Here is a 22,140-nt window from a genome sequence, read left to right as displayed (position 1 = left end):
CCCTTGGAATCAGCCGTCTAGACGGCCGCAGGCGTGAATCCGGACGAGCTTCACCCGTTGGAGTGAGGCAGTGGCTCGCTCGCGGGCTCGGGAGCGCTGAGTTTGCGGACGCACCAGAGCAGCAGCAACAGGGCCACGGCGCTGAAGACGTAGTCGCCCACCTCGGTGCCGCCGAGTTCGGGCTTCACCGGGAACGAGCACCACACGTAGGTCAGCACGGCACCGGCGGCCAGTGCGAAGCGGTGGCGTTGGTCCCAGCCGTCGAGCCGAGACCAGCGCGTCACGAGAACGACCCCGGCAACCATCACCACGCACCAGATCGCCACGCCGTACCACTCGAACCAGTCGGCGCTGATCAGCGTCACCGAGCCCCAGTACGCGCTGGTGCCGGCCAGGGAGAGGAAGCAGACCAGCAGCGGGGACGGGGCGGTGCCGTGCAGGGGTGGAAGCGGGCGGACCCGGAACGCGAGGAAGACCAGCAGGCCGATGGCGGCGAACCCGTAGGCGAACTGCCACCAGTGGGCCATGAAGTGTTCCTCGGAGTTGTTGCCCCAGAACACGAATGACGAGCCGGCCAGGAAGAGCAGACCCACGAAGACCAGGCCTCGGGTGCGCAGCCACGGGCCGCGCCGTGAGAGGGTCTCGACCAGGGCGATCGGGACGCAGATGCTCCAGATCGTGTGCAGCGCCAGGATCGACTGCACGACCTCGACGCTCGTGCCCAGGAGCGGGACGTAGGACGGGCCGGTCAGGTAGTCGTGGCCCGCGTAGGAGTTGTTCCAGATCAGCTGGTCGACCGGGCCCTCCTCGATCAACGCGTAGGCCGCGGCCAGCAGGAGCATCGAGGGCCAGCCGCCCGCACGTCTGCCCAGCTCGCGGACCAGAATCGCGCCGCTGCCGTACAGCGGTGCCAGCAGCAGCCCGAACGCCATGCCCGTGATCGGGATGTTGCCCAGGAGGAACTCGCCGACGAACGGCGCGAGGAAGAACAACCCCAGTACCGGCCACACAGGACCCATCGAACCGCAGAACGGTTTCAGCGCAAAGGCCACACCCGGAGGGCCAGCACGCCGTGCCCGGCCACCTCGCCTCCCAACGGTCCCGGCGTGGCGGGCTGCTCGCCGTTCCACAGGTCGAGCACCCGGTACGACTCGGCGGGCGGCAGACCGATCTGCGAGGTCAGCACGGACACGACGGCGGGCTCGGTGCCGCGGTTGAGCAGGGCGACGACGACCGAGCCGTCGGACATGCCCTTCGCCCACACCTCGGTGTCACCGTCCTGGCGCAGCCGGTGGCCCTGACCCTTGCCGAAGTCGTGCTGCACGTCGAGCACCGCCCGGTTGAGCAGTGTCCCGGCGGTGGCGCGGTCCATCGCGGTGATGTCGTTGCCGGCCATCAACGGCGCATTGAGCAGCGACCACATCGTCATGTGGAACTGGTTCTCGTCCTCGCTCAGCCCGTTGCCGACCTGGAGCATGTCCGGGTCGTTCCAGGCGCCGGGTCGCGCGTAGCGCTCCAGACCGACCTGCTGGTCGAGGATGCCAGTGATGTTGGGCCAGTTCGGTTTGATGTCACGGGTGGTGCGCCACATCGTGGCGCCGGTGTCGGCCGCCCACTCCCACGGCTTCTCGTCGCCCCACTCGACGACCGAGTAGACGATCTGCCTGCCGGTCGCGCGCAGTGCGGCGCCCATCTTCTCGTAGCGTTCCTTCGCCGGCTCCCCCATCGGACGGTCCCCGGCCTTCGACTCGCAGTAGTCGTACTTCAGGAAGTCCGCGCCCCAGTCCGCGAACGTCTTCGCGTCCACCTCCTCGTGGTCGCGCGAGGCCGGGCGCCCCTCGCACGTCGTCGAGCCGGCGGACGAGTAGATCCCGAACTTCAAACCGTGCGAATGCAGGTAGTCGCCCAGCGCCTTCATGCCCGACGGGAACGTCGTGGGATCGGCTTGCAACCTGCCGTCGCCATCCCGTTCGTTCGCCATCCAGCAGTCGTCGACCACCACGTGGACGTAGCCGGCGTCGCGCATCCCGGACTTCACCAGCGCGTCGGCCTGATTCCGGATCAGCTGCTCGTTGATGCCGCATCCGAAGCGGTTCCAGCTGTTCCAGCCCATCGGCGGACCGGCCTGCCCGGACGGCGGCGGTGGCGGCGTCGTCGTGTCCTGGACGGGACGCACGTACCAGGCAGTGACGCCGATCAGCACCACGAGTGCTGCCGGTACCAACCACCGCCTGCGGGAGACCATGGCCCGATCGTGCCCGAAAACCACTCGACGCGCCGTGCTTTGCTGTGAGGGACATGAACGACGAAAGAATGATCAAACTGTCGAAGCGGATGTCGAAGGCGCTCCGCCACTCACCCGAGCGCGTCGGCCTCACCCTCGACCCCTCCGGCTGGGTGGCCGTCACCGATCTCCTCGACGCACTCGGCGTCACCGAGGTCGAACTGCGAGAGGTGGTGGCGCGCAACGACAAACAGCGCTTCACGATCGACGGCGACCGCATCCGCGCCAACCAGGGGCACAGCGTCGAGGTCGACCTCGGCCTGCCCACGGCGACACCGCCGGACACGCTGTTCCACGGCACGGTCGCGCAGTACCTCGACGACATCATGCGCGACGGCCTGCGTCCCATGAACCGCCACGACGTGCACCTCTCGCCCGACCGGGAGACCGCGCGACGAGTCGGTGCGCGGCGCGGGCGGCCGGTGATCCTCCTGGTCGACGCCAAGGCGATGAGCGACGACGGCCACGAGTTCCGGCTCAGCGCCAACGGTGTCTGGCTCACCCAGCACGTCCCGGCCCGGTACCTGACCTCGTGAAGGAGATCGTCGAGGCCGGTTACGACGCGATGGCCGAGCGCTACCTCACCTGGTCCGCGGAGATCGCCGACGACCCGCGCCTGCACTACCTCGATGACTTCGACAGCCGGCTGAACGACAACGCCAGGATCCTCGAACTAGGTTGCGGCGCAGGCGTTCCGGTCACGAAGAAGCTCGCCGAACGGCACGACGTCCTCGGCGTCGACCTGTCGCGGCAACAGCTCGACCTCGCCAGGGCCAACGTGCCCGGCGCGAGGTTCGAGAAGGCCGACATGACGAAGCTCGGCTTCCCGGACGGCACGTTCGACGGCATCGCAGCCTTCTACTCGATCCTGCACGTCCCGCGGGCCGAACAACCCGGGCTCATCGCGAAGATCGCCCGCTGGCTCAAGCCGGGCGGCTTCTTCCTCGCCTCACTCGGCGTCGGCACGCCGGACCTCACGGAAACGTGGCTCGGCGTCGAGATGTTCTTCGGCAGCAACACACCCGCGGAGAACCGCGCGCTCCTCGGCGAACACTTCGAGATCATCACGGACGACCTGGTGACCATGCACGAACCGGACCCGGCCATGTTCCACTGGGTGCTCACCCGCAAGTGAGATCGGGCGGCGGAGTGGTGCCGACGAACCGCCGCCACTCGTCAGTGGTCAGGCCTCGACCGGCGGACGCACAAGCCGAGCGCACCCAGTTCTCCTCGGACAGGTCCCACCGGAACAGCGGTGCGTCCGAGATCGCCGTGACGAGGCTGTGCTCGTCCGCGAAGGCCATGCCGATCTTCCCGAACCTGCCGCGCTCGTCGGCCACGGGCGTCTGCCCGACCAGTTCTCCGGTCACGAGGTCCGTCACGACCAGCACGTCGTCACCACGCAGCTGCGCGATCATCTCCGTGCCGGGGTCGGCGGTGATCCCCGCCAGGTAGCCGGAGTCGGTCGGGATCGTGCGCCGCTTCGACGTTCCGGCGAGGTCCCACACCTCGACGGTGTCCGTGCGCTGAACGAGCAGGCTGTCGCTGGAGAACGTCACGGCGCGGGCCTTGCCACCGGGGAGGTCGTGCTGCCGGCCCGACATCGTGTCGACCAGCACAACGGAGTCGAGGCTGACGACCGCCGCGGTCGTCGCGTCCTCGCTCACCGCCGCGAGATGATCGGGTGGCGGCCAGTTCGACCTGTCCATCCCGCGCCCCGGCGAGATCGTGCGCGCCGACCCCAGCTCGTCGCCTTCGAACACCTGCACGTCGCCGAGCTCGTTCACGGTGACGAGCCGCCGGTCGTCCGGCGACACGCCCATGGCGAGCACGAACTCGGCGGAGACATCGCCTTTCCACCGCTGACGTTTGCCATCCCGCACATCCCACGTCTCGCCGATGCCCTCCGGAGCCGTCACGACGAACAACCTCTCGCCCGACGAGCTCCACACCATCGGCCTCAACTGGCTGGGCGCGCCAACGGACTCCTCGTCCTGCCCCACCGCCAGGTCCGAGCCCGCCGCCACCGCGAACTTCCCGTGCGACGCGGCGATTCTCGGGGCCGGGCAGGCGTTGCACGACTGAGGAACCTTCGTCGTCAGCGCCGAGCCGATGCGGGTGTTGCGGGTCAGGTCCCACAACACCAACCGGTCTCGAGAGGACGAGACCAGACGGTCGTCGCCGCCGAGGAACGCGACGAACGAAGTCTCGCTGTTGCCTTCGAGCCGAGCACGCTCGCCAGGCCACGCACCGGTCGCGTCGTAGACGTAGATCGTGCCGGCCTCCGAGACGGCGGTGCGGGCGCCGTCGTCGCTGATCGCCATGGCGGACGGCCTGAACCTGCCGTCGCGCACCAGCACGTCCTGGCTGTTGTAGTCGAACTCGGTCCTGGCAGTACGCCACAGCCGGCTCTCCCCTGCCGCGGAGAACCCGAAGTAGTCACCGCCGGCCGACAGCCCCGGCCGAAAACCGCCGGCGGGCAAGGCGTTTCCCCGAGCGGCCGACAGGACGTCGAGCGTGGCAGGGACCCGGCGAACCCAGTCGGAGGGGGAGATCTCCAGCAACAGGTCGTCGCTGGGCAGCCGCATCCCGAACAACGGAACCGTCGCCTCGTCCCGTTCGACCTTCGCACCCGTCTGTCCATCATGGACGATTCGGTGGCCGCGAGTCAGTCCGTCACCGGACAACTGGGCGGCGTTCGCCTGGTAGAAGGCGGTGAACCGGCCGGACGGCGACACCGCCACCAGCCCGTCCGTCAGTTCAGCAGGCGGGGATAACTGTTGTGTGGCACCGGAAGCCGTCTCCCAGCGCAACGCCGAGCCCGGGCTGAAGGCCGCGATCACGCCACCATCCGCACTCGCGGCCACCGCGGTCACCGGACGCTCACCGACCCGCTGCTCGGAACGCCGCCCCGAAGCGACGTCCACCCGAACCACCCGGCCGTCCTCGGTGCCCGCCACCGCGAGCTTGCCGTCGGCAGAAGTGGCCAACGCGGACACCTGACTGCCGACCTGCACATACCGGTCGAGCTGCGGGCTCGCCGTCAACGACGAGAACAGCGCTGCACGGGTCTGCCCGTTGGACTCGACCCGAAAAGCCTCAGCCGCCAGCGCCTGACTCAACGCGAGGTCGGTCCGCAGGTTCGCCACCGCTGCCGAAGCGAGACCGCGGGCCGTCACCGTTCGAGCCTGCGCCACCGCGGAATTGCGCTGCCCCAACGCGACCAGCCCGGCAACCAACAGCCCGACCACGAGAACCGCGACCACGCCCCGTGTCAGCCGAACGGTCCGGCGGTACTGCCGGACGTGCTCACCGACGAGATCGTCCTCGGGCACTCCGCGCACCGCGCTCGCGATGTCGGCGACGCACTCGCGCAGCCGCGGGTTCGCATCGTCGACGTGCTCGACCGACCGCAGCCGGCGCAAATCGACCCAGCGCGGCTCCTGTCCCAAGGCCTTTCGCACCGCGGGAGGCACCGACTGCGAGTACTCGCCCGAGGTCAGCACGACCAGGATCTGCCGGGCGGACCTGTGTTCCAGCCACCACTCCAGCTCGCGGCTGACCCGCTCCGACGCCGCGGCTTCTGGCGAGGCCAGCAGGATCAGCCAGCGCGAACGGCCCAGGGTCTCCTCGATCGGCAGGCTGCCGTCGTCGAGGAACACCCGCGAGGAGCGCAGCCGGTACCAGGGCTTGGCGAACCGCTGCACGCCGCGTTGGAGGGCCGGCGCGAGCGTGCCGTCCAGAGCACGGCTGTACGAGATGAACGCGTCGTACTCAGGCTCGGCCACCCGCGAGATTCTGTCGGTTCGGCGCTGAATGATCCAGAGAACCGCGCCGCCGGAGCGCCACAGCCTCAACCGCCCGGGCCATCAGCCGCAGAACAACCTGACAACCGCCCCAGCCAACGCCACAACCTCGACCGCCCAACCCATCAGCGGGTTACAGCAACCGCGCCGCCGCACCAGGCGCTGCCTCGACCGCCCGTGCCGCCAACCAACCACGACAACCGCAGAACCAGGCCAGCCACCGCTGCGGCCGCAACCACCCAACCGTCAACAGGTCACAGCAACCAGACAACCACGCCGCCGGACCGCCACAGCCTCGACCGGCCGGGCCATCAGCCGCACGGCAACCCGAGAACCGCCCCAGCCAACGCCACGACCTCGGCCGCCCAACCGTCAGCGGGTCACAGCAGCCAGAGAACCGCGCCGCCCACCGCGAACACGATCAGCACCAGCAGGATGATCGCCATGAACTTGGCGGTCTTCCACGTGGCGTAGACGCCACCGGCCAGGAAGCCCGCGAGAGCTAGCAGGCCGATGACGACTACTTCCTTCGGCATCAGAGCACGCCCTTGGTCGACGGGATGCCGCCGACGCGCGGGTCGGGCTCCACGGCCGCGCGGAGGGCGCGGGCGATGGCCTTGTACTCGGCTTCCGCGATGTGGTGCGGGTCGCGGCCGTATTCGACGCGCACGTGCAGTGCGATCTGGGCGTGGAAGGCGAGCGACTCGAACACGTGCCGGTTCAGCACGAACGGGTAGTTTCCGCCGATCACGAAGCTGTTGAACTGCTCCGGCTCGCCGCGGTGCACGGTGTACGGGCGGCCTGAGACGTCCACGGCGGCGTGTGCGAGGGTCTCGTCCATCGGGATCCAGCAGTCGCCGAAGCGGCGGATGCCCTTCTTGTCGCCCAGGGCTTCGCGCAGTGCCTGGCCCAGCACGATCGCGATGTCCTCGACCGAGTGGTGGGCGTCGATGTGCGTGTCGCCGGTGGCGCGGACGATCAGGTCGAAGCAGCCGTGCACGCCGAACGCGGTGAGCATGTGGTCGTAGAACGGCACGCCGGTGCTGATCTCGACCTGGCCGGTGCCGTCCAGGTCGATCTCCACGTAGACCGACGACTCCTTGGTGGTGCGCTCCACCTTGCCCACACGACTCACCGGCTGACCTCCTTGCTGGCCGCGAGGAAAGCGTCGTTCTCCTCGGGCGTTCCGATGGTCACCCGCAGGTGACCCGCGATTCCGACGTCCCTGATGAGCACGCCGTGGTCCAGATAGGACTTCCAGGTGTCGCGTGCGTTCTCGAACCAGCCGAACAGCACGAAGTTCGCGTCCGAGGGCACGACCTGGAAGCCCAGGTCCGTCAACGCCGCCACCACTCGGTCGCGCTCGCCGGCCAGTTTCGCCACCGAGCCCAGCGTCTCCGCGGCGTGCCGGAGAGAGGCCCGCGCGGCCGCCTGCGTCAGTTGTGACAGGTGGTACGGCAGGCGCACCAGCTGCAGCGCGTCGACCACGGCCGGTGCGGCGGCGAGATAGCCCAGGCGCCCGCCCGCGAAGGCGAAGGCCTTGGACATCGTGCGCGAGACGATCAGCCGCGAGCCGTACTCGTCGAGCAGCTTGATCGCGCTCTCCTGCGACGAGAACTCCGCGTACGCCTCGTCCACGACGATCATGCCGGTCGAGGACGCGATCAGCAGCCGCAGATCCTCGAGCGGGATCGACTGGCCCGTCGGGTTGTTCGGCGAGGTCACGAACACGACGTCCGGCCGCGTCTCGGCGATGACGGCCGCGGCCTTCTCCACGTCCAGCGAGAAGTCCGCACGACGCGGCGTCGGTGCCCACTCGGTGCGCGTGCCGGCGGCGATGATCGGGTGCATCGAGTACGACGGCTCAAAGCCCAGCGCGGTCCGGCCGGGGCCGCCGAACGCCTGCAGGATCTGCTGCAGGATCTCGTTGGACCCGTTGGCAGCCCACACGTTCTCGGCCGTCAGCGGCACCGACGTCGACTCGGTCAGGTACGCGGCCAGGTCCTCGCGCAACGCCACCGCGTCACGGTCCGGGTACCGGTGCAGCTCACCCGCGATCTCCGCCACCGCCGCGACCACGTCCGCGGCCAGCGCGTCCGTTGGTGCGTACGGGTTCTCGTTGGTGTTCAAGCGGTACGGCACGTCGAGCTGCGGCGCGCCGTAGGGCGTGCGGCCGCGCAGATCCTCGCGCAGAGGCAGATCGGACAGCTCTACCCGCGCGCCGACGACTGGCTTCATCGAGTGAACCTCGCTGTGACAGCCTGCCCGTGCGCGGGCAGGTCCTCCGCGTTGGCCAGCGCGACGACCTTGTCCGCGACCTCGCGCAGTGCTTCCTCGGAGTAGTCGATCACGTGGATGCCGCGCAGGAACGTCTGCACCGACAGCCCGGACGAGTGCCGCGCGCAGCCACCGGTCGGCAGCACGTGGTTCGAGCCCGCGCAGTAGTCGCCGAGCGACACCGGCGAGTGCGCGCCCACGAAGATCGCGCCCGCGGACCGGATCCGCGCCGCCACCTCACGGGCGTCGCGCGTCTGGATCTCCAGGTGCTCGGCGGCGTACGCGTCGACGACCCGCACACCTTCGTCCACAGAGGACACGAGCACGACGCCGGACTGCTTGCCGCCCAGCGCCGTCCGGATCCGCTCGACGTGCTTGGTGGTGCCGATCTGCCGTTCCAGCTCGACGTCCACCGCGTCCGCCAGTTCGACGGAGTCCGTGACCAGCACCGAGGCCGCGAGCGGGTCGTGCTCGGCCTGGGAGATCAGGTCGGCGGCCACGTGCACCGGGTCGGCGGACGAGTCGGCCAGGATCGCGATCTCGGTCGGCCCGGCCTCGGCGTCGATGCCGATCAGACCGCGCAGCAACCGCTTGGCCGCCGCCACGTAGATGTTGCCCGGCCCGGTGACGACGTCGACCGGGGCCAGCTCACCGCCGTCGGTGTCGACACCGCCGTACGCCATCAGCGCCTGAGCCTGCGCGCCGCCCACAGCCCACACCTCGTCGACGCCGAGCAGCGCGGCGGCGGCCAGGATCGCCGGGTGCGGCAGGCCACCGAACTCGGCCTGCGGCGGCGAGCACACCACCAGCGACTCGACGCCGGCGATCTGCGCGGGCACGACGTTCATCACGACCGTCGACGGGTAGACCGCGAGGCCACCGGGCGCGTAGAGCCCGACGCGCGCGACCGGCACCCACTTCTCCGTGACAATGCCGCCGGGCACGACCTGCGTGGTCGTGTCGGTGCGACGCTGGTCGGCGTGCACACGCCGGGTGCGCGCGATGACCTCTTCCAGCGCCTCGCGCACGGCCGGGTCCAACGAGGACAAAGCCGACGAAATCGCCGAAACGGGCACCCGCACCGAATCAGGACGAACACCGTCGAACTTCTCGGTGTACTCGAGCACGGCCTCGACACCACGGGCGGCGACGGCCTCGACGATCGGACGCACCTGATGCAGCGCCGCGTCCACGTCCATCTCGGCGCGCGGCACGGCGGCGCGCAACTGAGCGGGAGTCGTGGTGCGACCTCGCAGGTCGATGCGGCTGAGCATGCCTTACAGGGTAGTTCCTGCCGAATTCTGTCAACGGTCAGCCCGCTAACGGCGCTATCTCACCCAGTGACACCAGAGCCACGCTCGGTTCAGCACCACTCCGTCGCAAACCCCTGCTGATGATGGAGGACCCACATGTTCACCAAGCGCCGCGGCATGATCGCCGCCGTGCTGGGGCTCTGCCTGCCAGTGCTGGTGGGTACGACCTCGACCCAGGCGGCCAACTCCGGCCGCACGGTCTACGAGATCACGGTGAAGAACGTCGAGCAGCTCAGGCAGGTCGTCTACACCGGCACCGACCTGATCGACGAGACCACCAACGGTCCGGTGACCGTCATCGCCAACGCCAGCGAGGCCCGCGCACTGCGGCGGACCGGGCTGCCGATGAAGTACATCGGTGACGCCGAGGCCGAGTTCGCCAAGCTCGGCAAGGTCGACTTCAAGGATCCGGTGCCCGGCCAGATCGGCACCCAGGACTTCCCGTCCGGCTACACCGGCTACCACAACTACGCCGAGATGAAGGCGGAGCTGGACAAGACCGTGACCGCCCACCCGAACCTGGTGCGGCTCTCCAGCATCGGCAAGTCGTTCCAGAACCGCGACCTGTGGATGCTGAAGATCAGCAACAACCCCGCGGTCGACCAGGCCAAGCCCGAGGTGATCATCACGTGCAACCAGCACGCGCGTGAGCACCTGACCGTCGAGATGTGCCTGCACTTCATCCAGCGCCTGACCGACGGCTACGCGACGAACTCGGCGCTGAAGGCACTCGTCGACTCCCGCGAGATCTGGGTCGTCCCCAGCGTCAACCCGGACGGCGCCGAGTACGACATCGCGACCGGATCGTTCCGCGGCTGGCGGAAGAACCGGCAGGGCAACGGCACCGACCTGAACCGCAACTTCGGCTACAAGTGGGGCTGCTGCGGCGGCTCCAGCGGTAGCAGCACCTCGGACACCTACCGCGGCACGGCGGCGTTCTCCGCACCGGAGACCCAGCGCATCCGCGACTTCGTGAACTCCCGCGTGGTCGGTGGCGTCCAGCAGATCAAGACGAACATCGACTTCCACACGTTCTCCGAGCTCGTGTTGTGGCCGTTCGGCTGGACCACCAACAACACCGCGCCCGGCCTGGACGCGAACGAGGAGCGGGCGTTCCGCACCCTCGGCCAGCAGATGGCCGCCACCAACGGCTACACGCCGGAGCAGTCGAGCGACCTCTACATCACCGACGGCACCATCGACGACTGGATGTGGGGCCAGCACAAGATCTGGTCCTACACCTTCGAGATGTACCCGAGCAGTGGCGGGCTGAACGGCTTCTACCCGCGTGACACGGTCATCGCCGCCCAGACCACCCGCAACGACAAGGCGACCGACCTGTTCCTGCAGTACTCGGACTGCGTGAAGCGGGTCATCGGGCAGACCTGCTGACCGCCCTGCCGATCCTCTCCAACGCCTGATCGATCTCGTCGGGAGTGACGAAGTAGTGCGGGGAGGCCCGCACTACTTCGTCCAGGCCCCGCCTGGTCATGTCGATCATCGTCGACCCGCGCTGCGACACCGTCACCGCGACGTCGTCCTCCCACAGCCGGTCCTTGACCTCCGTCGCCGGCACACGCTCCGACGTGAAGGTGACGATGCCCGACTGCCGTTCGCCGAGGTCCTGCACGGTGACGCCGTCGATCGACCGCAGCCCCTCGCGCAAGCGCTTGGCACGGTCCGCGACCTCGGCCTCGATCACGTCGAGCCCCTTGGCCAGGGAGTAACGCGCGGCCGCGATCAGGCCGAGCCTGTCGGCGACGCTGCACTCCCACAGCTCGAACACCCGAGCGTCGTCGCGCAGCTCGTACTCCATCGGCCCGGTCCACACGCCGCTGTGCAGGTCCACCAGACGCGGGCGGAGCCTTGCCCGCACCTCGTCGCGCACGACCAGAGCGCCCGTACCGCGCGGTCCGCGGAGCCACTTACGACCTGTACACGCCAACATGTCGTAGTCGAGGCCCCGCAGATCGAGCTGGCCGGTCGACTGGCAGGCGTCGAGCAGCACCAGAGCACCGACCGCGTGAGCGGCCGCGGTGATCTCGTTGACGGGATTGACCAAGCCGCTGTTCGTCGGCACGTGGACGAGCGAGATCAGCTTGACTCGGTTGTCAAGGTTCAGGGCGTCGACATCGACCTGTCCATGCACGTCGGACGGAATGACTTCGACGACCGCCCCGGCCTCCGCCGCACGACGCAGGACCGGGATCGCATTGCCACCGTATTCGACCTCGGTGACGAGAATTCTGTCCCCGGCCGACAGGGGCACCGCGTCGAACGCCGCCAGCCAAGATCGAGTTGCACTGTCCGTGAAGGCGACCTCGGACGGATGACACCCGAACAACTCAGCGAGCACCCCGTAGCCCGCCTCCAGGTCATCACGGCGTTCCGCTGCGGCGCGATAGCCGCCGATCTCGGTTTCCCGCCGCAGATGCCCGATGACCTCGTCCACGACGGGAGCGGGCGGGATCGACGAACCGGCGCTGTCCAGAAAGATCAGGTCACTCACCCGCTCGACTCTGCCACTATCGAGGACATGGGGGATCGCTCGTTCGGGTACAGCGCTCAGGTCCGGCCGTTGTTGTGGGTTTTCCTCGTGCTCACACCCGTGGAAATCCTGCTCGTGGACCTCTTGGTGCCGTGGTTCTGGCTCAGAGCCGTGCTGCTCGCGTTCGGGTTGCTGAGCGCGCTGTTGCTCGCCTGGCTGCTGTGGATGCTCTACAAGTTCAAGCACGAGATCGACGACGAGTACCTGTGGCTGCGGTATGCGCGTGAGTTCGAGTACCGGATTCCGCTCAAGGCCATCGAGAACGTCACGCAGGGCATGACCAGCCGGTCGCTGCACAAGACGCGGTCCGTTGTGGACGGAACGCTCGTGCTGGAGATCTCCAACTCCACCAACGTTCGCGTTCAGCTGAACGAACCGCAGGAGGTTGACCTCGGCCGGCGCGGCGCACACCACATCACCAAGATCGAGTTCTGGGCCGACGACCCCGGCGGCATGGTTCGCGCGCTGCGAAAATAGGCTCAGCGGCATGGTGGAGATCCCCTACGGCAAGCGCATGCGGCCGCGGTACGTGCGGTTCCTGATCATCACGGCGATCGGGATCGCGTTGGTCGCGTTTGCCCTGGACATCCCGTGGCTGCTCATCACGCTGATCGCGCTCGGCGTGCTGAACACGGCCGTGTGTGTGGGCGCTCTCTACGTGCTGTATCGCCAGCCGCACACCATCACGGCGGACGAACTGCGGTTGCGGCAACTGGGGTTCTTCGACTGGCGGATTCCGACCGCGGACCTCACGACCGCCCAGATCGCCGAGCGCTCCCACAAGGGCCGGCGCACGGTCGAGGTCGTCGGCGACGCCCTGGTCATCCAATCGCTGACCAAGACGAACGTGTCGGTGCCGTTCCGCGAGCCGCAGCTCGTCGATCTCGGCAGGACCGGGGCCAAGCAGGTCAAGCGGGTCGAGTTCTGGGCGGACAACCCCGAGCAGGCAGTCCGCGAGATCAACGCCAGGACTACTTAGGCTCCCACTTCTCGAGATTCCACCACGGACCCCAGGCCAACGCGCCGTAGGTGTTCGGGTCGACCACGGGCTGGTAGCCGTTCCACGAGTCGCGCATCACGTACGCGTGCTCGGGAAACACCAGCACGACCATCGACGGCGCCGCGACGAACGCCTGCTGGAAGAGCTTGTACGCCACCGCCCGCTGCGCCGGGTCGATCAGCTTGCGGCCGTTCTCCAGCGCCGCGTCGGCCGCCGGGCTGCCCTGACCGCGCAGGTCGTAGAGCATCAGATCGGGGTCGAACGGCGAACCCTCGCCGTACAGCAGCGCATCGGCACCCATGCGCGGCCGGATCGCCTCCCACGACAACCCGGCGAGTTGCACGTCGACACCGACGGCCTTGGCGTCGGCCGCGAACGCCGTCGCGAGGTCCGCGCGCAGGTCGTCGCCCAGCGGGTACATCAACGTGAACCGGGCGGGCACGCCGTCCTTGACGCGGATGCCGTCCGCACCGGCGACCCAGCCGGCCACGTCGAGCTGCCGCGCGGCCTCGGTCTTGTCGTAGCGGAACTTCGCGGTCGGGTCGAACTCCTCGGCGAGCGCGTCCGGCACCGGCGTGTACCCGATCGTGCCCCTGCCGTCGAGCAGGTTGTCGATCATGCCCTGGCGGTTCGTGGCGTAGTTCAGCGCGAGGCGGATGGCGGCGTTGCCGGTGACCGCGTTGGCCGCGGGCAGCCGCACCGCGCGGTAGTCGGCGCTGCGGTGGTACTGCACCGACAGTCCCGATTTGCTGGCGAACGGCGCGACGATCTTGGGCGGCAGCACCGTGCCGTCGAACTCGCCGTCCTGCATGCGGCGCGCGCGCTGGTTGTCGTCCGTCACGAACACGACGGTCAGCTTCTTGACCTTGGGCGCGCCGCCGAAGTACGTCTCGTTGGCGTCCAGCAGCAGCCGGTCGCCCTTCTTCCACTCGGTGACCTTGTACGGGCCGGTGCCGACGGGCTGGCCGTCCGGTTTCGCCTGCTCACTGGGCAGGATGCCGAGCGTGAGCAGGTGCGGGAACGCCGCCTGCGTCTGGTTGAGGGTGAAGCGGACCGTGGACGGGTCGACCTGCTCCACGCCCTTCAAAGTGCCGAAACGCTCCTTGACCGGGTTCTGCAGCGCGGCGGTGTAGGTCGCGACGACGTCCTCGGCGCCGAACGTGCTGCCGTCGGTGAACTTCACGTCGCCGCGCAGCTTCACCGTCCAGCTGAGCCCGTCCGCGGCGGGTTCGGGCAGGTCTGCGGCCAGTGCAGGCCCGAGCGACCCGTCCTGGCGGTGCTCGACCAGGCCGTCGTAGATCTTGGAGACGCCCTGCGCGCCGTAGCCGAGCAGTGGGTTCAGCGTGGTCGGCTCGTCGCGGTCGGCGAGCACGATGGACGTGCCGTTGGTGCCACCGTCCGGGCGGGGCGTGGCGGTCTCGGTGCAGCCCGCGACGGCCAGCAACACGACTAGGAGCAGTGGGAGACGCACGGTTCCGGACCCTACAGTGATCCTCATGCGCATCGCTGTGAGTCAGATCAGCTCCACCACCGATCCCCGGTCCAACCTGGAGCTCGTCCGGGACGCGGTGCGCAGGGCCGAGGGTGCTCGGGTCGTGCTGCTGCCCGAGGCCACGATGTGCCGGTTCGGGGTTCCGCTGGGGCCTGTCGCGGAGCCGTTGGACGGGCCGTGGGCGTCCGCGGTGCACGAAATCGCGGCGTCGCACGACGTCGTGGTGGTGGCGGGGATGTTCACGCCGTCTGGTGACCGGGTGACGAACACGCTGCTGGTGACCGGGCCGGACATCCACGTCGGCTACGACAAGATCCACCTGTTCGACGCGTTCGGGTTCCAGGAGTCGCGCACGGTCGCCCCGGGAAGCTCTCCTCTTACGTTCGAACTCGACGGCGTGACTCTCGGCGTCGCCACTTGTTACGACATCCGCTTCCCCGAACTGTTCCGCGCATTGGCTGATGAGGGTGCGTCGGCTGTGCTGGTCGGCGCTTCGTGGGGTGCCGGGCCGGGCAAGAAGGAGCAGTGGGAGCTGCTGGTGCGGGCGCGCGCGTTGGACTGCACGTCCTTCGTCGTGGCGTGCGGACAGGCATACCCCGGTGAACTGGGGTCTTCCGCGCCGACCGGGATCGGGTACTCGACCGTCGCGGACCCGTTCGGGAACGTCGTCCTGCAGCTCTCGGACCAGCCGGAGGTCTCGATCGTCGACCTCGACCTGACGACGGTGGAACAAGCTCGCGAGGTCCTGCCGGTGCTGGCCAACCGACGACTACGTTGACCTTCATGCGCATCGTTTCGGCCACACTGGCCGCGTTGTTGTTGCTGACAGGGGTCGCTCACGCCACTCCGTCGCGCGGGGTCACCGCGAAGATCCTGGCCCAGTGGACGGCCGGCGACCGCGACTACGTCGTCCGCGAGATCACCGTCGATCCTGGTGGCAGCACGGGCTGGCACCACCACGACGGCACGCTCTACGCCGTCGTCAAGAAGGGTGTTCTCACCCGCACGATGTCCGACTGCACCACGAACTTCGTGCACCACCGCGGCGACACGTTGATCGAGGAACCGGCGCACGTGCACATCGGGCGCAACCTCGGCACCGAACCGATGGTGCTCGAGGTGCTGTACGTGAACCCCGCCGGTACGCCGTTGTCACGTGACGAGCCGAATCCCGGCTGTTCGTTCGAATGAGCTTGACCTCCATCTAGGTCGAGCTCACAAGATCGAGGCATGACACTTCCCGAGCTTCCCCCGTTCGTCCGCAACCGCAAAGAACTCGACGGCTACACGCTCTACCGCTCCGGCGACCCGCGCGGTGACAAGCCGGTCGGCTGCGTCGTCCTGGTCACGGTCGACACAGCCGACGAGGCCACCGCGCGGGCGTGGGTCGACTCGGTGTTCGTCGCGCTGGCGAGCGAGCCGAACCCGCACCCCGGCGGCGTCTCCGCGGCGTTCCACATCCGTGACGACGGCAAGCGCGTCATCAACTACGCGGAGTGGGTCAGCGCCGAGGACCACGTCGACGCGGTGTCGGCGGGCAGCAACGGAGTCGGCTCGCGCACCGCGGACTGGCGCCGGGTGCAGAACTTCCCCGGCGTCCAGCACGTCAGCGTGGAGCGGTACCAGCCGCTAGCAAAGGTCCAGGCCGAGGTCGAGTGACGGCGACGAGTGCGTGAGGCCACCGACCGCGAGGTAGTCCACGCCGGTTTCGGCGTACCGGCGGGCCACGTCCAGAGTCAGCCCGCCGGACGCCTCCAGCTTCACGTTCGACGGCCGTCGCCGCACGGCTTCCAGACATTGCTCGGGCGTGAAGTTGTCCAGCAGCACCAGTTCCGCGCCCTCGGCGATGGCCTCGTCGAGCTGCGACAGGCTGTCCACCTCGACCTCCATCAGCAACTCCGGCGCGTGCGCACGGGCCGCGCGGATCGCCGCACCGACCGAACCCGCCGCGGCCACGTGGTTGTCCTTGATCAGGATCGCGTCGCCGAGGCCCATCCGGTGGTTCACGCCGCCGCCGCACCGGACCGCGTACTTCTGCAGAAGCCTGAGCCCTGGCAACGTCTTGCGCGAATCACGAACCGCACAAGAGGTGCCCTCGATCGCGGAGACCCAGCGGGCGGTCTGGGTGGCGATGCCGGACAGGTGGCAGATCAGGTTCAACGCCGTGCGCTCGACCGTGAGCAGGCCACGGGTCGGGCCGGTGAGCACCAGGGCGGGCTCGCCGGGCACCGCCTTGTCGCCGTCGGCGGCCTCGGAGATCACGTCGACCTCTGGCAGATAGCGTTGGAAAGCCGTGCGCGCAACGGAAACGCCGCACAGCACACCGGCCGACCGCGGCGTGATCTCCGCAGTGGCAACGGACTTCTCCGGCACGGTCGCCAACGTGGTGGCGTCCAGGCCGTAGCGGAGGTCCTCTTCCAGAGCGAGCTGGATGACCCGGTTCGCGTCGTCCCAATCGATCGTCATGCGACACCCTCTGCCAGAACAGGATCGGCCAGCACGGGCTGGCCGGTCGGGGTGAGCCGGACTAGCTGACTGCGTTGCCACGCCTCGGAACGCTCGGTGAAGTCCGTGCGGACGTGGCAGCCGCGCGACTCGGTGCGTTCTGCGGCGGCGGCGATCAGGGCGCGGGCGGCCATGGTCAGCGCCGCGTCCTCCACCAGTTCGCGCGACTCCAGCTGCTTGTCCACAGTGGACACGTCCAGCACCGAGCCGACCACCGCGAGGCCCTCGGCGTCGCGGCCGATGGCGGCGTAGCGGGACATCACGCGCTGGAGCAGGTCGCGGTCCGCCACGGGGGCGAAAGGCAGCGACACCTCAGGCGTACGAGCAGGAATCACCAGCCCGAGAGCGAGATCGGAGGCCACGGCTTCGGCGGCGCGGGTGCCGCAGACCAGACCTTCGAGCAAGCTGTTGGACGCCAGGCGGTTCGCGCCGTGCAGGCCCGTGCGAGCGACTTCGCCGACCGCGTACAGACCGGTGACGCCCGTGCGGCCGTCGACCGTGGAAACCACGCCACCGCAAGCGAAGTGGGCCGCAGGGGCGACCGGAATCGGGTCGACGGCAGGATCGATCCCCACCGAGACGCAGGCCGCGTACACAGTCGGGAAGCGGGAAGCCATGTCGTGCAACGAAGTCGCGTCCAGGAACACGTGGTCGTCGACGCCGCCGGGCTCCAACGCCATGTGGCGGGTGATCGCGGCAGCCACGACGTCGCGCGGAGCCAGATCTTCCAGCGGGTGCACGCCCTTCATCACACGGGCGCCGGTCGCGTCGACCAGCACGGCACCTTCGCCGCGCACGGCCTCCGTCACCAGCGGGCAGCGACCACGAGCACCACGACCCGTGTACAGAACGGTCGGGTGGAACTGGATGAACTCGACGTCCGCCGCAAGAGCACCAGCACGCAACGCCAGAGCCAGACCGTCACCAGTGGCGACAGAAGGGTTCGAGGTTGCTTGGTACATCTGGCCAAGACCACCCGTGGCGAGAAGCACAGCGGGGGCCGACAAAACACCGGGCACGCCGTTGCCGTCCAGAACCAGCAGACCGCACACCGCACCCAGCGGCGTCTTCACCGCGTCGACCGCGACGTGGTTCTCCAGCAGGGGAACCCGTCCGTCCACAGTGGCCTTCAGCAAAGCGCGCTCGACCTCGGCACCGGTCGCGTCACCACCGGCGTGCACGACGCGGAACGCGCTGTGCCCACCTTCCCGGGTCCGCTCCAGCAAGCCGTCCGGGCGCGCGTCGAACACGGCACCGCGCGAACGCAACTGCGCCACCGCGGCCGGACCGTCGGAGATGATCGCCGAGACCGCCGCCGCGTCGCAGAGGCCCGCGCCCGCCGTCAGCGTGTCCTCGATGTGCCGCGAAACAGAGTCACCGGGGTCGTGCTGGTCCTCCATGACGACGGCGACGCCGCCCTGAGCCCAGCGGGTGTTGCCGTCGTCGCCCGCCGCCTTGGTGACGACGAGAACGCGAAGCCCCAGCTCACGCGCGTGCAGCGCGGCCGTCAGGCCTGCCACGCCCGTACCGACCACGATCAGGTCTGCCCGCGCCTCCCAGCGCGCGGCCATCACTCACCGCCGCCGGGCTGGCCGATCTCGATCATGCGCTGCACGGCACCCTCAGCCCTGCGAGCGGTTTCCAGGTCCACGTGCACCTCGTCCAGACCCTCACGCACGCAACGCAGCAACGCGGCCGGCGTGATCATCTTCATGTAGGTGCAGGACGCGCGGTCGTTCACGGCGCGGAAGTCGATCTCCGGAGCGGCCTTGCGCAGCTGGTGCAGCATGCCGACCTCGGTCGCGACGAGCACCTTGCGGGCGTTCGTCGAGCGGGCCGCGGTGATCATGTCGCCGGTCGAGAGGATCTTGACCTTCTCCGCCGGCACGATGCCCTCGCCGCTCAGGTACAGAGCCGACGTCGCGCACCCGCACTCCGGGTGGATGAACAGGTCGGCGTCCGGGTTCGCGGCGGCGCGTTCGGCCAGCTCAGGGCCGTTGATGCCGGCGTGCACGTGGCACTCGCCCGCCCAGATCTGCAGGTTCTCGCGGCCCGTCTCGCGCTTCACGTGCGCGCCCAGGAACTGGTCCGGGCAGAACAGCACCTCGCGGTCGGCCGGGATCGAGCGCACCACGTCGACGGCGTTGGACGACGTGCAGCAGATGTCCGTCTCGGCCTTCACCTCGGCCGTGGTGTTCACGTACGACACGACGACCGCGCCGGGGTGCTGCGCCTTCCACTCGCGCAGCTGGGCGCCGGTGATCGAGTCGGCCAGCGAGCAACCAGCGCGCTCGTCCGGGATCAGGACGGTCTTCTCTGGCGCCAGGATCTTCGCGGTCTCGGCCATGAAGTGCACGCCGCAGAAGATGATGGTCTGCGCGTCGGACTGCGCCGCGATGCGGGACAGCGCCAGCGAGTCGCCGGTGTGGTGGGCGATGTCCTGGATCTCGGGCAGCTGGTAGTTGTGCGCCAGGATGACGGCGTCCCGCTCCTTCGCGAGGCGCAACACCTCGTCACGCCACGCCGCGTCCGGCTCGACTCCGCCGAACACACCTGACGCGGTTCGCTCCACAGTTGCGGTAGCGACCATCGCTGCCTCCTCGGTTCCAGGTTTTCGCCTACTGGTCGAAAACGTCGCCGATAGTATCAGCCGAGTGGCGGGCGTGGGGCATGAAGTTCTGGCAGCTGTGCTGCGGGTGAGAGGTGCGTCACTCCAGGTCATGCTGTGGGAGCGCGCACGGGAGCCGCACGCTCACCGCTGGTCGTTGCCGGGTGGTGGACTTCGGGTGGACGAGGACGTGGAGACCTCCATCCGCCGTCAGCTGACCGAAAAAGTCGACGTGCGACAGTTGTCACACGTCGAGCAGCTGGCCGTGTTCAGCGCTCCCGATCGCGTCCCCGGCCCTCGCGTGGTCGCGACCGCGTTCCTCGGACTCGTCCCGTCGGACGCCGATCCGGAACGCCCGTCGGACACCGAATGGCACTGCGTGGACACGCTCCCTCCGATGGCCTTCGACCACGCCTCGATCGTGCATCGGGCACGGCACCGGCTCGCCTCGAAGCTGTCGTACACGAACCTCGGATTCGCGTTGGCGCCACCGGAGTTCACGATCTCGCTGCTGCGCGACCACTACTCGGCCGCGCTCGGTTACCGGGTGTCCGCGACGAACCTCCAACGGGTGCTGTCGCGCCGGTTGTTGCTGGAACCGACGGGTGGCACCGCTCCCCCCGGCCCGTCCGGCGGCCGTCCCGCGGCGCTGTTCCGGTTCAGCGCCAAGGGAATCAAGGTGACCGATCCGTTCGCCGTGTTGAGGCCGCCGGGATCCGGCCGTCCGGCGGGCGGGAGTGGCACCACGTAACGTGGACGCGTGGCAGAGACGCTTCCCCTCTTCCCCCTGGGCACAGTGCTGTTGCCCGGGGCGTCCTTGCCGCTGCACATCTTCGAGCCGCGCTACCGCCAGCTCGTCGTCGACCTGATGACCGGATCGCTCTTCGGCCGCACGTTCGGGGTCGTGTGCATCAAGGAGGGCTGGGAGGTGGGCGCCGACAACATCGGCTCCCTCAAGGACATCGGCTGCTCCGCCGACCTGCTCGACGCCCGCCCGTTGCCGGAGGGCCGGTTCGACATCGTGACGCGCGGCGTGCAGCGTTTCCGCCTGGTCGACGTCGACACCACGACCGCGCCGTACCTGCTCGGCCGCGTCGAATACCTCGACGACTCACCGGTGCCCGAAGCGGCGAAGGAGGTCGTGCCGATTCTCGAACGGGGAGCGCGCGCGGCCCACGAGCGGTACTGCGGAGCCGCGTGGCACCGCGAGGACTGGTCCGCGCCGGCCGAGGACGTCGAACTGGGCGCGCTGTCGTACCTGCTGGCCGCGGACTGCCTGCTGCCCGTCGAGGACCGCCAGCGGTTGCTGGAGGAGACGTCGCCGGCCCGGCGACTCAGGCTCGTCAGACGGATGCTGCACCGCGAGACCGGGATTCTCAGCGCGCTGAAGGCCGTTCCCGTGCCGCTCACCGAGTTCGGGCACGTGCCGAACCCGAACTGAGGAACTTCCTGAGCTCCGGAACGACGAGCTGCGGGCCTCTGATCGCGCTGTTGTGGTCGGCTCCGCGCAGTTCGGCCACGGCGGCGAGCGGAATGAACGCGCCAACGGTGGCCTGGGCGTCCTTGAGGTATCGCGGGGCCTTCGAGCCGCCCATCAACGCCACGTTGGCCGTGAGGGCGTTGAACCGCTCCAGGTTCGCGTGGGCCTCACCGACGATCCGGAAGTCCTGGGGGACGGTCGGCAGCAGTCTGGTGAGCTCCTCCTGGTCTTCCCGGATGAGCTTGCGCAGCAGCGCGGTCAAGAGCGGACGCGGCAGCACGCGCAGCCAGCGCGGCCCGACGCCCACGCCTTTGAGGACCGTGACCAGGGCCTCGGCCTTCTTGCCGTCCGCGACCTCGTTCTCGAACTGCTCGAGGACGTGTTTCTTGTGGGGCAGGTGGACCGGTAGCTGGTAGGCGGCGACGTGGGTGATGCCGGGGAGGAGCAGCGCGGATTCCAGTGCGATCAGGCCGCCGGAGCCGACCCCGAACAGCCGCCGCGACCTGGTGGCCGCCACGACGGCTTCGACGTCCTCGACCTCGGTTTTCAGGCTGTGCTCCGCAGTGTGCGGCCCGCTCCCCCCACGGCCGCGCCGGTCGAGGAAGTGGACCGTGAACTCGTCCGCGAGTGCTCGCGCCAGCTTCTCGTAGTCCTTCGACGACTCCATCGCGCCGTGGACGACGACCACACCGGGCCCGGCGCCGGTGGTGCGGTAGCCGATGGGAGTGCCGTCACGCGAAGTCGCTTGGGTGACCACAAAATCAGGGTAGGCCCAGCTGAGGAGCGCGCGTGGTGGGTTTGCGGGAACACGAAGCCCGCCCTGGAGG

23 protein-coding genes are annotated in these 22,140 nt (G+C 68.8%); 10 read left to right on the top strand and 13 right to left on the bottom strand.

Going from position 1 to position 22,140, the window contains the following annotated elements; translation table 11 throughout:
• Positions 1-50 precede the first annotated feature (50 nt).
• Positions 51-1,010 carry a hypothetical protein gene (locus tag UK23_RS26375; protein WP_196777895.1) on the bottom strand — a complete coding sequence of 320 codons (960 nt, stop codon included), beginning with the start codon at positions 1,008-1,010 and terminating at the stop codon, positions 51-53.
• Between the two features lie 26 nt (positions 1,011-1,036).
• Positions 1,037-2,245, bottom strand: a complete 1,209-nt coding sequence (locus UK23_RS26370; protein ID WP_052685062.1) for a glycoside hydrolase family 27 protein — start codon at positions 2,243-2,245, stop codon at positions 1,037-1,039.
• A 53-nt stretch (positions 2,246-2,298) separates the two neighbouring features.
• On the opposite strand from UK23_RS26370, the gene UK23_RS26365 reads away from it, so the two are divergent.
• On the top strand, positions 2,299-2,820 hold the full coding sequence (locus tag UK23_RS26365) for an RNA 2'-phosphotransferase (protein WP_045314319.1): 522 nt from the start codon (positions 2,299-2,301) through the stop codon (positions 2,818-2,820).
• On the top strand, positions 2,817-3,419 hold the full coding sequence (locus UK23_RS26360; RefSeq protein WP_231114675.1) for a class I SAM-dependent methyltransferase: 603 nt from the start codon (positions 2,817-2,819) through the stop codon (positions 3,417-3,419). Before UK23_RS26365 ends, UK23_RS26360 begins: the two co-directional genes overlap by 4 nt.
• Here UK23_RS26360 and UK23_RS26355 read toward each other — a convergent pair.
• The 5 genes from UK23_RS26355 to hisD form a co-directional block, all read right to left on the bottom strand.
• A complete protein-coding gene (locus UK23_RS26355; protein WP_156213385.1) occupies positions 3,406-6,072 on the bottom strand; it encodes a hypothetical protein in 2,667 nt (888 codons plus the stop codon). The two genes, UK23_RS26360 and UK23_RS26355, sit on opposite strands and share 14 nt — an antisense overlap.
• A gap of 398 nt (positions 6,073-6,470) precedes the next feature.
• On the bottom strand, positions 6,471-6,626 hold the full coding sequence (locus tag UK23_RS52940; protein WP_196777894.1) for a hypothetical protein: 156 nt from the start codon (positions 6,624-6,626) through the stop codon (positions 6,471-6,473).
• A complete protein-coding gene (gene hisB / locus UK23_RS26350; RefSeq protein ID WP_045314317.1) occupies positions 6,626-7,225 on the bottom strand; it encodes an imidazoleglycerol-phosphate dehydratase HisB in 600 nt (199 codons plus the stop codon). Before hisB ends, UK23_RS52940 begins: the two co-directional genes overlap by 1 nt.
• Positions 7,222-8,328 carry a histidinol-phosphate transaminase gene (locus tag UK23_RS26345; RefSeq protein ID WP_045314316.1) on the bottom strand — a complete coding sequence of 369 codons (1,107 nt, stop codon included), beginning with the start codon at positions 8,326-8,328 and terminating at the stop codon, positions 7,222-7,224. The genes hisB and UK23_RS26345 overlap by 4 nt, the downstream gene beginning before the upstream one ends.
• Complete coding sequence (gene hisD, locus UK23_RS26340; protein WP_045314315.1) at positions 8,325-9,641, bottom strand: histidinol dehydrogenase; 1,317 nt, start codon at positions 9,639-9,641, stop codon at positions 8,325-8,327. The genes UK23_RS26345 and hisD overlap by 4 nt, the downstream gene beginning before the upstream one ends.
• A gap of 135 nt (positions 9,642-9,776) precedes the next feature.
• On the opposite strand from hisD, the gene UK23_RS26335 reads away from it, so the two are divergent.
• Positions 9,777-11,072: a M14 family metallopeptidase gene (locus UK23_RS26335; RefSeq protein WP_052685061.1), complete on the top strand. Its 1,296-nt coding sequence runs from the start codon at positions 9,777-9,779 to the stop codon at positions 11,070-11,072.
• Here UK23_RS26335 and UK23_RS26330 read toward each other — a convergent pair.
• A complete protein-coding gene (locus UK23_RS26330; RefSeq protein ID WP_231114674.1) occupies positions 11,053-12,189 on the bottom strand; it encodes an aminotransferase class V-fold PLP-dependent enzyme in 1,137 nt (378 codons plus the stop codon). The genes UK23_RS26335 and UK23_RS26330 overlap by 20 nt on opposite strands.
• A 27-nt stretch (positions 12,190-12,216) precedes the next feature.
• On the opposite strand from UK23_RS26330, the gene UK23_RS53955 reads away from it, so the two are divergent.
• Together UK23_RS53955 and UK23_RS26320 are read left to right on the top strand one after the other, a co-directional pair.
• A complete protein-coding gene (locus UK23_RS53955; protein ID WP_231114673.1) occupies positions 12,217-12,705 on the top strand; it encodes a hypothetical protein in 489 nt (162 codons plus the stop codon).
• A 10-nt stretch (positions 12,706-12,715) separates the two neighbouring features.
• Positions 12,716-13,207, top strand: a complete 492-nt coding sequence (locus UK23_RS26320) for a hypothetical protein (RefSeq protein WP_045314313.1) — start codon at positions 12,716-12,718, stop codon at positions 13,205-13,207.
• Here the strand turns inward: UK23_RS26320 and UK23_RS26315 are convergent.
• Positions 13,200-14,699: an ABC transporter substrate-binding protein gene (locus UK23_RS26315; protein ID WP_231114672.1), complete on the bottom strand. Its 1,500-nt coding sequence runs from the start codon at positions 14,697-14,699 to the stop codon at positions 13,200-13,202. The genes UK23_RS26320 and UK23_RS26315 overlap by 8 nt on opposite strands.
• Positions 14,700-14,724: 25 nt before the next feature.
• Here UK23_RS26315 and UK23_RS26310 point away from each other — a divergent pair, with 25 nt between their 5' ends.
• Genes UK23_RS26310 through UK23_RS26300 form a run of 3 tightly spaced genes read left to right on the top strand, consistent with a single transcriptional unit; the run spans position 14,725 to position 16,379 of the window.
• Positions 14,725-15,498, top strand: coding sequence for a carbon-nitrogen hydrolase family protein (locus UK23_RS26310; RefSeq protein ID WP_045314311.1), 774 nt, complete (start codon positions 14,725-14,727; stop codon positions 15,496-15,498).
• Between the two features lie 5 nt (positions 15,499-15,503).
• The gene (locus UK23_RS26305; RefSeq protein WP_045314330.1) at positions 15,504-15,911 is read left to right on the top strand and encodes a cupin domain-containing protein; all 408 of its coding nucleotides are present in this window, start codon (positions 15,504-15,506) and stop codon (positions 15,909-15,911) included.
• Between the two features lie 39 nt (positions 15,912-15,950).
• Positions 15,951-16,379, top strand: coding sequence for an antibiotic biosynthesis monooxygenase (locus tag UK23_RS26300; protein ID WP_052685060.1), 429 nt, complete (start codon positions 15,951-15,953; stop codon positions 16,377-16,379).
• Here the strand turns inward: UK23_RS26300 and nadC are convergent.
• The 3 genes from nadC to nadA are packed head-to-tail and all read right to left on the bottom strand — an operon-like array spanning position 16,350 to position 19,815.
• Positions 16,350-17,186, bottom strand: a complete 837-nt coding sequence (gene nadC / locus UK23_RS26295; RefSeq protein ID WP_045314310.1) for a carboxylating nicotinate-nucleotide diphosphorylase — start codon at positions 17,184-17,186, stop codon at positions 16,350-16,352. The two genes, UK23_RS26300 and nadC, sit on opposite strands and share 30 nt — an antisense overlap.
• The gene (locus UK23_RS26290) at positions 17,183-18,796 is read right to left on the bottom strand and encodes an L-aspartate oxidase (protein WP_045314309.1); all 1,614 of its coding nucleotides are present in this window, start codon (positions 18,794-18,796) and stop codon (positions 17,183-17,185) included. Before UK23_RS26290 ends, nadC begins: the two co-directional genes overlap by 4 nt.
• Positions 18,796-19,815, bottom strand: a complete 1,020-nt coding sequence (gene nadA / locus UK23_RS26285) for a quinolinate synthase NadA (protein WP_045314308.1) — start codon at positions 19,813-19,815, stop codon at positions 18,796-18,798. The genes UK23_RS26290 and nadA overlap by 1 nt, the downstream gene beginning before the upstream one ends.
• A 100-nt stretch (positions 19,816-19,915) precedes the next feature.
• Between nadA and UK23_RS26280 the strand changes: the two genes are divergently transcribed.
• Both UK23_RS26280 and UK23_RS26275 read left to right on the top strand, forming a co-directional pair.
• Complete coding sequence (locus UK23_RS26280) at positions 19,916-20,584, top strand: NUDIX hydrolase (RefSeq protein ID WP_045314328.1); 669 nt, start codon at positions 19,916-19,918, stop codon at positions 20,582-20,584.
• A 9-nt stretch (positions 20,585-20,593) separates the two neighbouring features.
• Complete coding sequence (locus UK23_RS26275) at positions 20,594-21,274, top strand: LON peptidase substrate-binding domain-containing protein (protein ID WP_045314307.1); 681 nt, start codon at positions 20,594-20,596, stop codon at positions 21,272-21,274.
• Here the strand turns inward: UK23_RS26275 and UK23_RS26270 are convergent.
• On the bottom strand, positions 21,240-22,070 hold the full coding sequence (locus UK23_RS26270) for an alpha/beta fold hydrolase (RefSeq protein WP_052685059.1): 831 nt from the start codon (positions 22,068-22,070) through the stop codon (positions 21,240-21,242). The genes UK23_RS26275 and UK23_RS26270 overlap by 35 nt on opposite strands.
• Positions 22,071-22,140 lie beyond the last annotated feature (70 nt).

Source organism: Lentzea aerocolonigenes, assembly GCF_000955955.1.
Lineage (GTDB): Bacteria > Actinomycetota > Actinomycetes > Mycobacteriales > Pseudonocardiaceae > Lentzea > Lentzea aerocolonigenes_A.
The sequence above is the reverse complement of the archived record's forward strand: the minus strand, read 5'-3'. Positions and strand labels throughout refer to the sequence as shown.

What these genes read in the sequence shown, in the direction of transcription:
- hisD (WP_045314315.1), bottom strand. Translation starts at nt 9,641, where the DNA reads ATGCTCAGCCGCATCGACCTGCGAGGTCGCACCACGACTCCCGCTCAG.
- nadA (WP_045314308.1), bottom strand. Translation starts at nt 19,815, where the DNA reads ATGGTCGCTACCGCAACTGTGGAGCGAACCGCGTCAGGTGTGTTCGGC.
- UK23_RS26345 (WP_045314316.1), bottom strand. Translation starts at nt 8,328, where the DNA reads ATGAAGCCAGTCGTCGGCGCGCGGGTAGAGCTGTCCGATCTGCCTCTG.
- UK23_RS26335 (WP_052685061.1), top strand. Translation starts at nt 9,777, where the DNA reads ATGTTCACCAAGCGCCGCGGCATGATCGCCGCCGTGCTGGGGCTCTGC.
- UK23_RS26320 (WP_045314313.1), top strand. Translation starts at nt 12,716, where the DNA reads ATGGTGGAGATCCCCTACGGCAAGCGCATGCGGCCGCGGTACGTGCGG.
- UK23_RS26305 (WP_045314330.1), top strand. Translation starts at nt 15,504, where the DNA reads ATGCGCATCGTTTCGGCCACACTGGCCGCGTTGTTGTTGCTGACAGGG.
- nadC (WP_045314310.1), bottom strand. Translation starts at nt 17,186, where the DNA reads ATGACGATCGATTGGGACGACGCGAACCGGGTCATCCAGCTCGCTCTG.
- UK23_RS26300 (WP_052685060.1), top strand. Translation starts at nt 15,951, where the DNA reads ATGACACTTCCCGAGCTTCCCCCGTTCGTCCGCAACCGCAAAGAACTC.
- UK23_RS53955 (WP_231114673.1), top strand. Translation starts at nt 12,217, where the DNA reads ATGGGGGATCGCTCGTTCGGGTACAGCGCTCAGGTCCGGCCGTTGTTG.
- UK23_RS52940 (WP_196777894.1), bottom strand. Translation starts at nt 6,626, where the DNA reads ATGCCGAAGGAAGTAGTCGTCATCGGCCTGCTAGCTCTCGCGGGCTTC.
- UK23_RS26370 (WP_052685062.1), bottom strand. Translation starts at nt 2,245, where the DNA reads ATGGTCTCCCGCAGGCGGTGGTTGGTACCGGCAGCACTCGTGGTGCTG.
- UK23_RS26365 (WP_045314319.1), top strand. Translation starts at nt 2,299, where the DNA reads ATGAACGACGAAAGAATGATCAAACTGTCGAAGCGGATGTCGAAGGCG.
- UK23_RS26310 (WP_045314311.1), top strand. Translation starts at nt 14,725, where the DNA reads ATGCGCATCGCTGTGAGTCAGATCAGCTCCACCACCGATCCCCGGTCC.
- UK23_RS26290 (WP_045314309.1), bottom strand. Translation starts at nt 18,796, where the DNA reads ATGGCCGCGCGCTGGGAGGCGCGGGCAGACCTGATCGTGGTCGGTACG.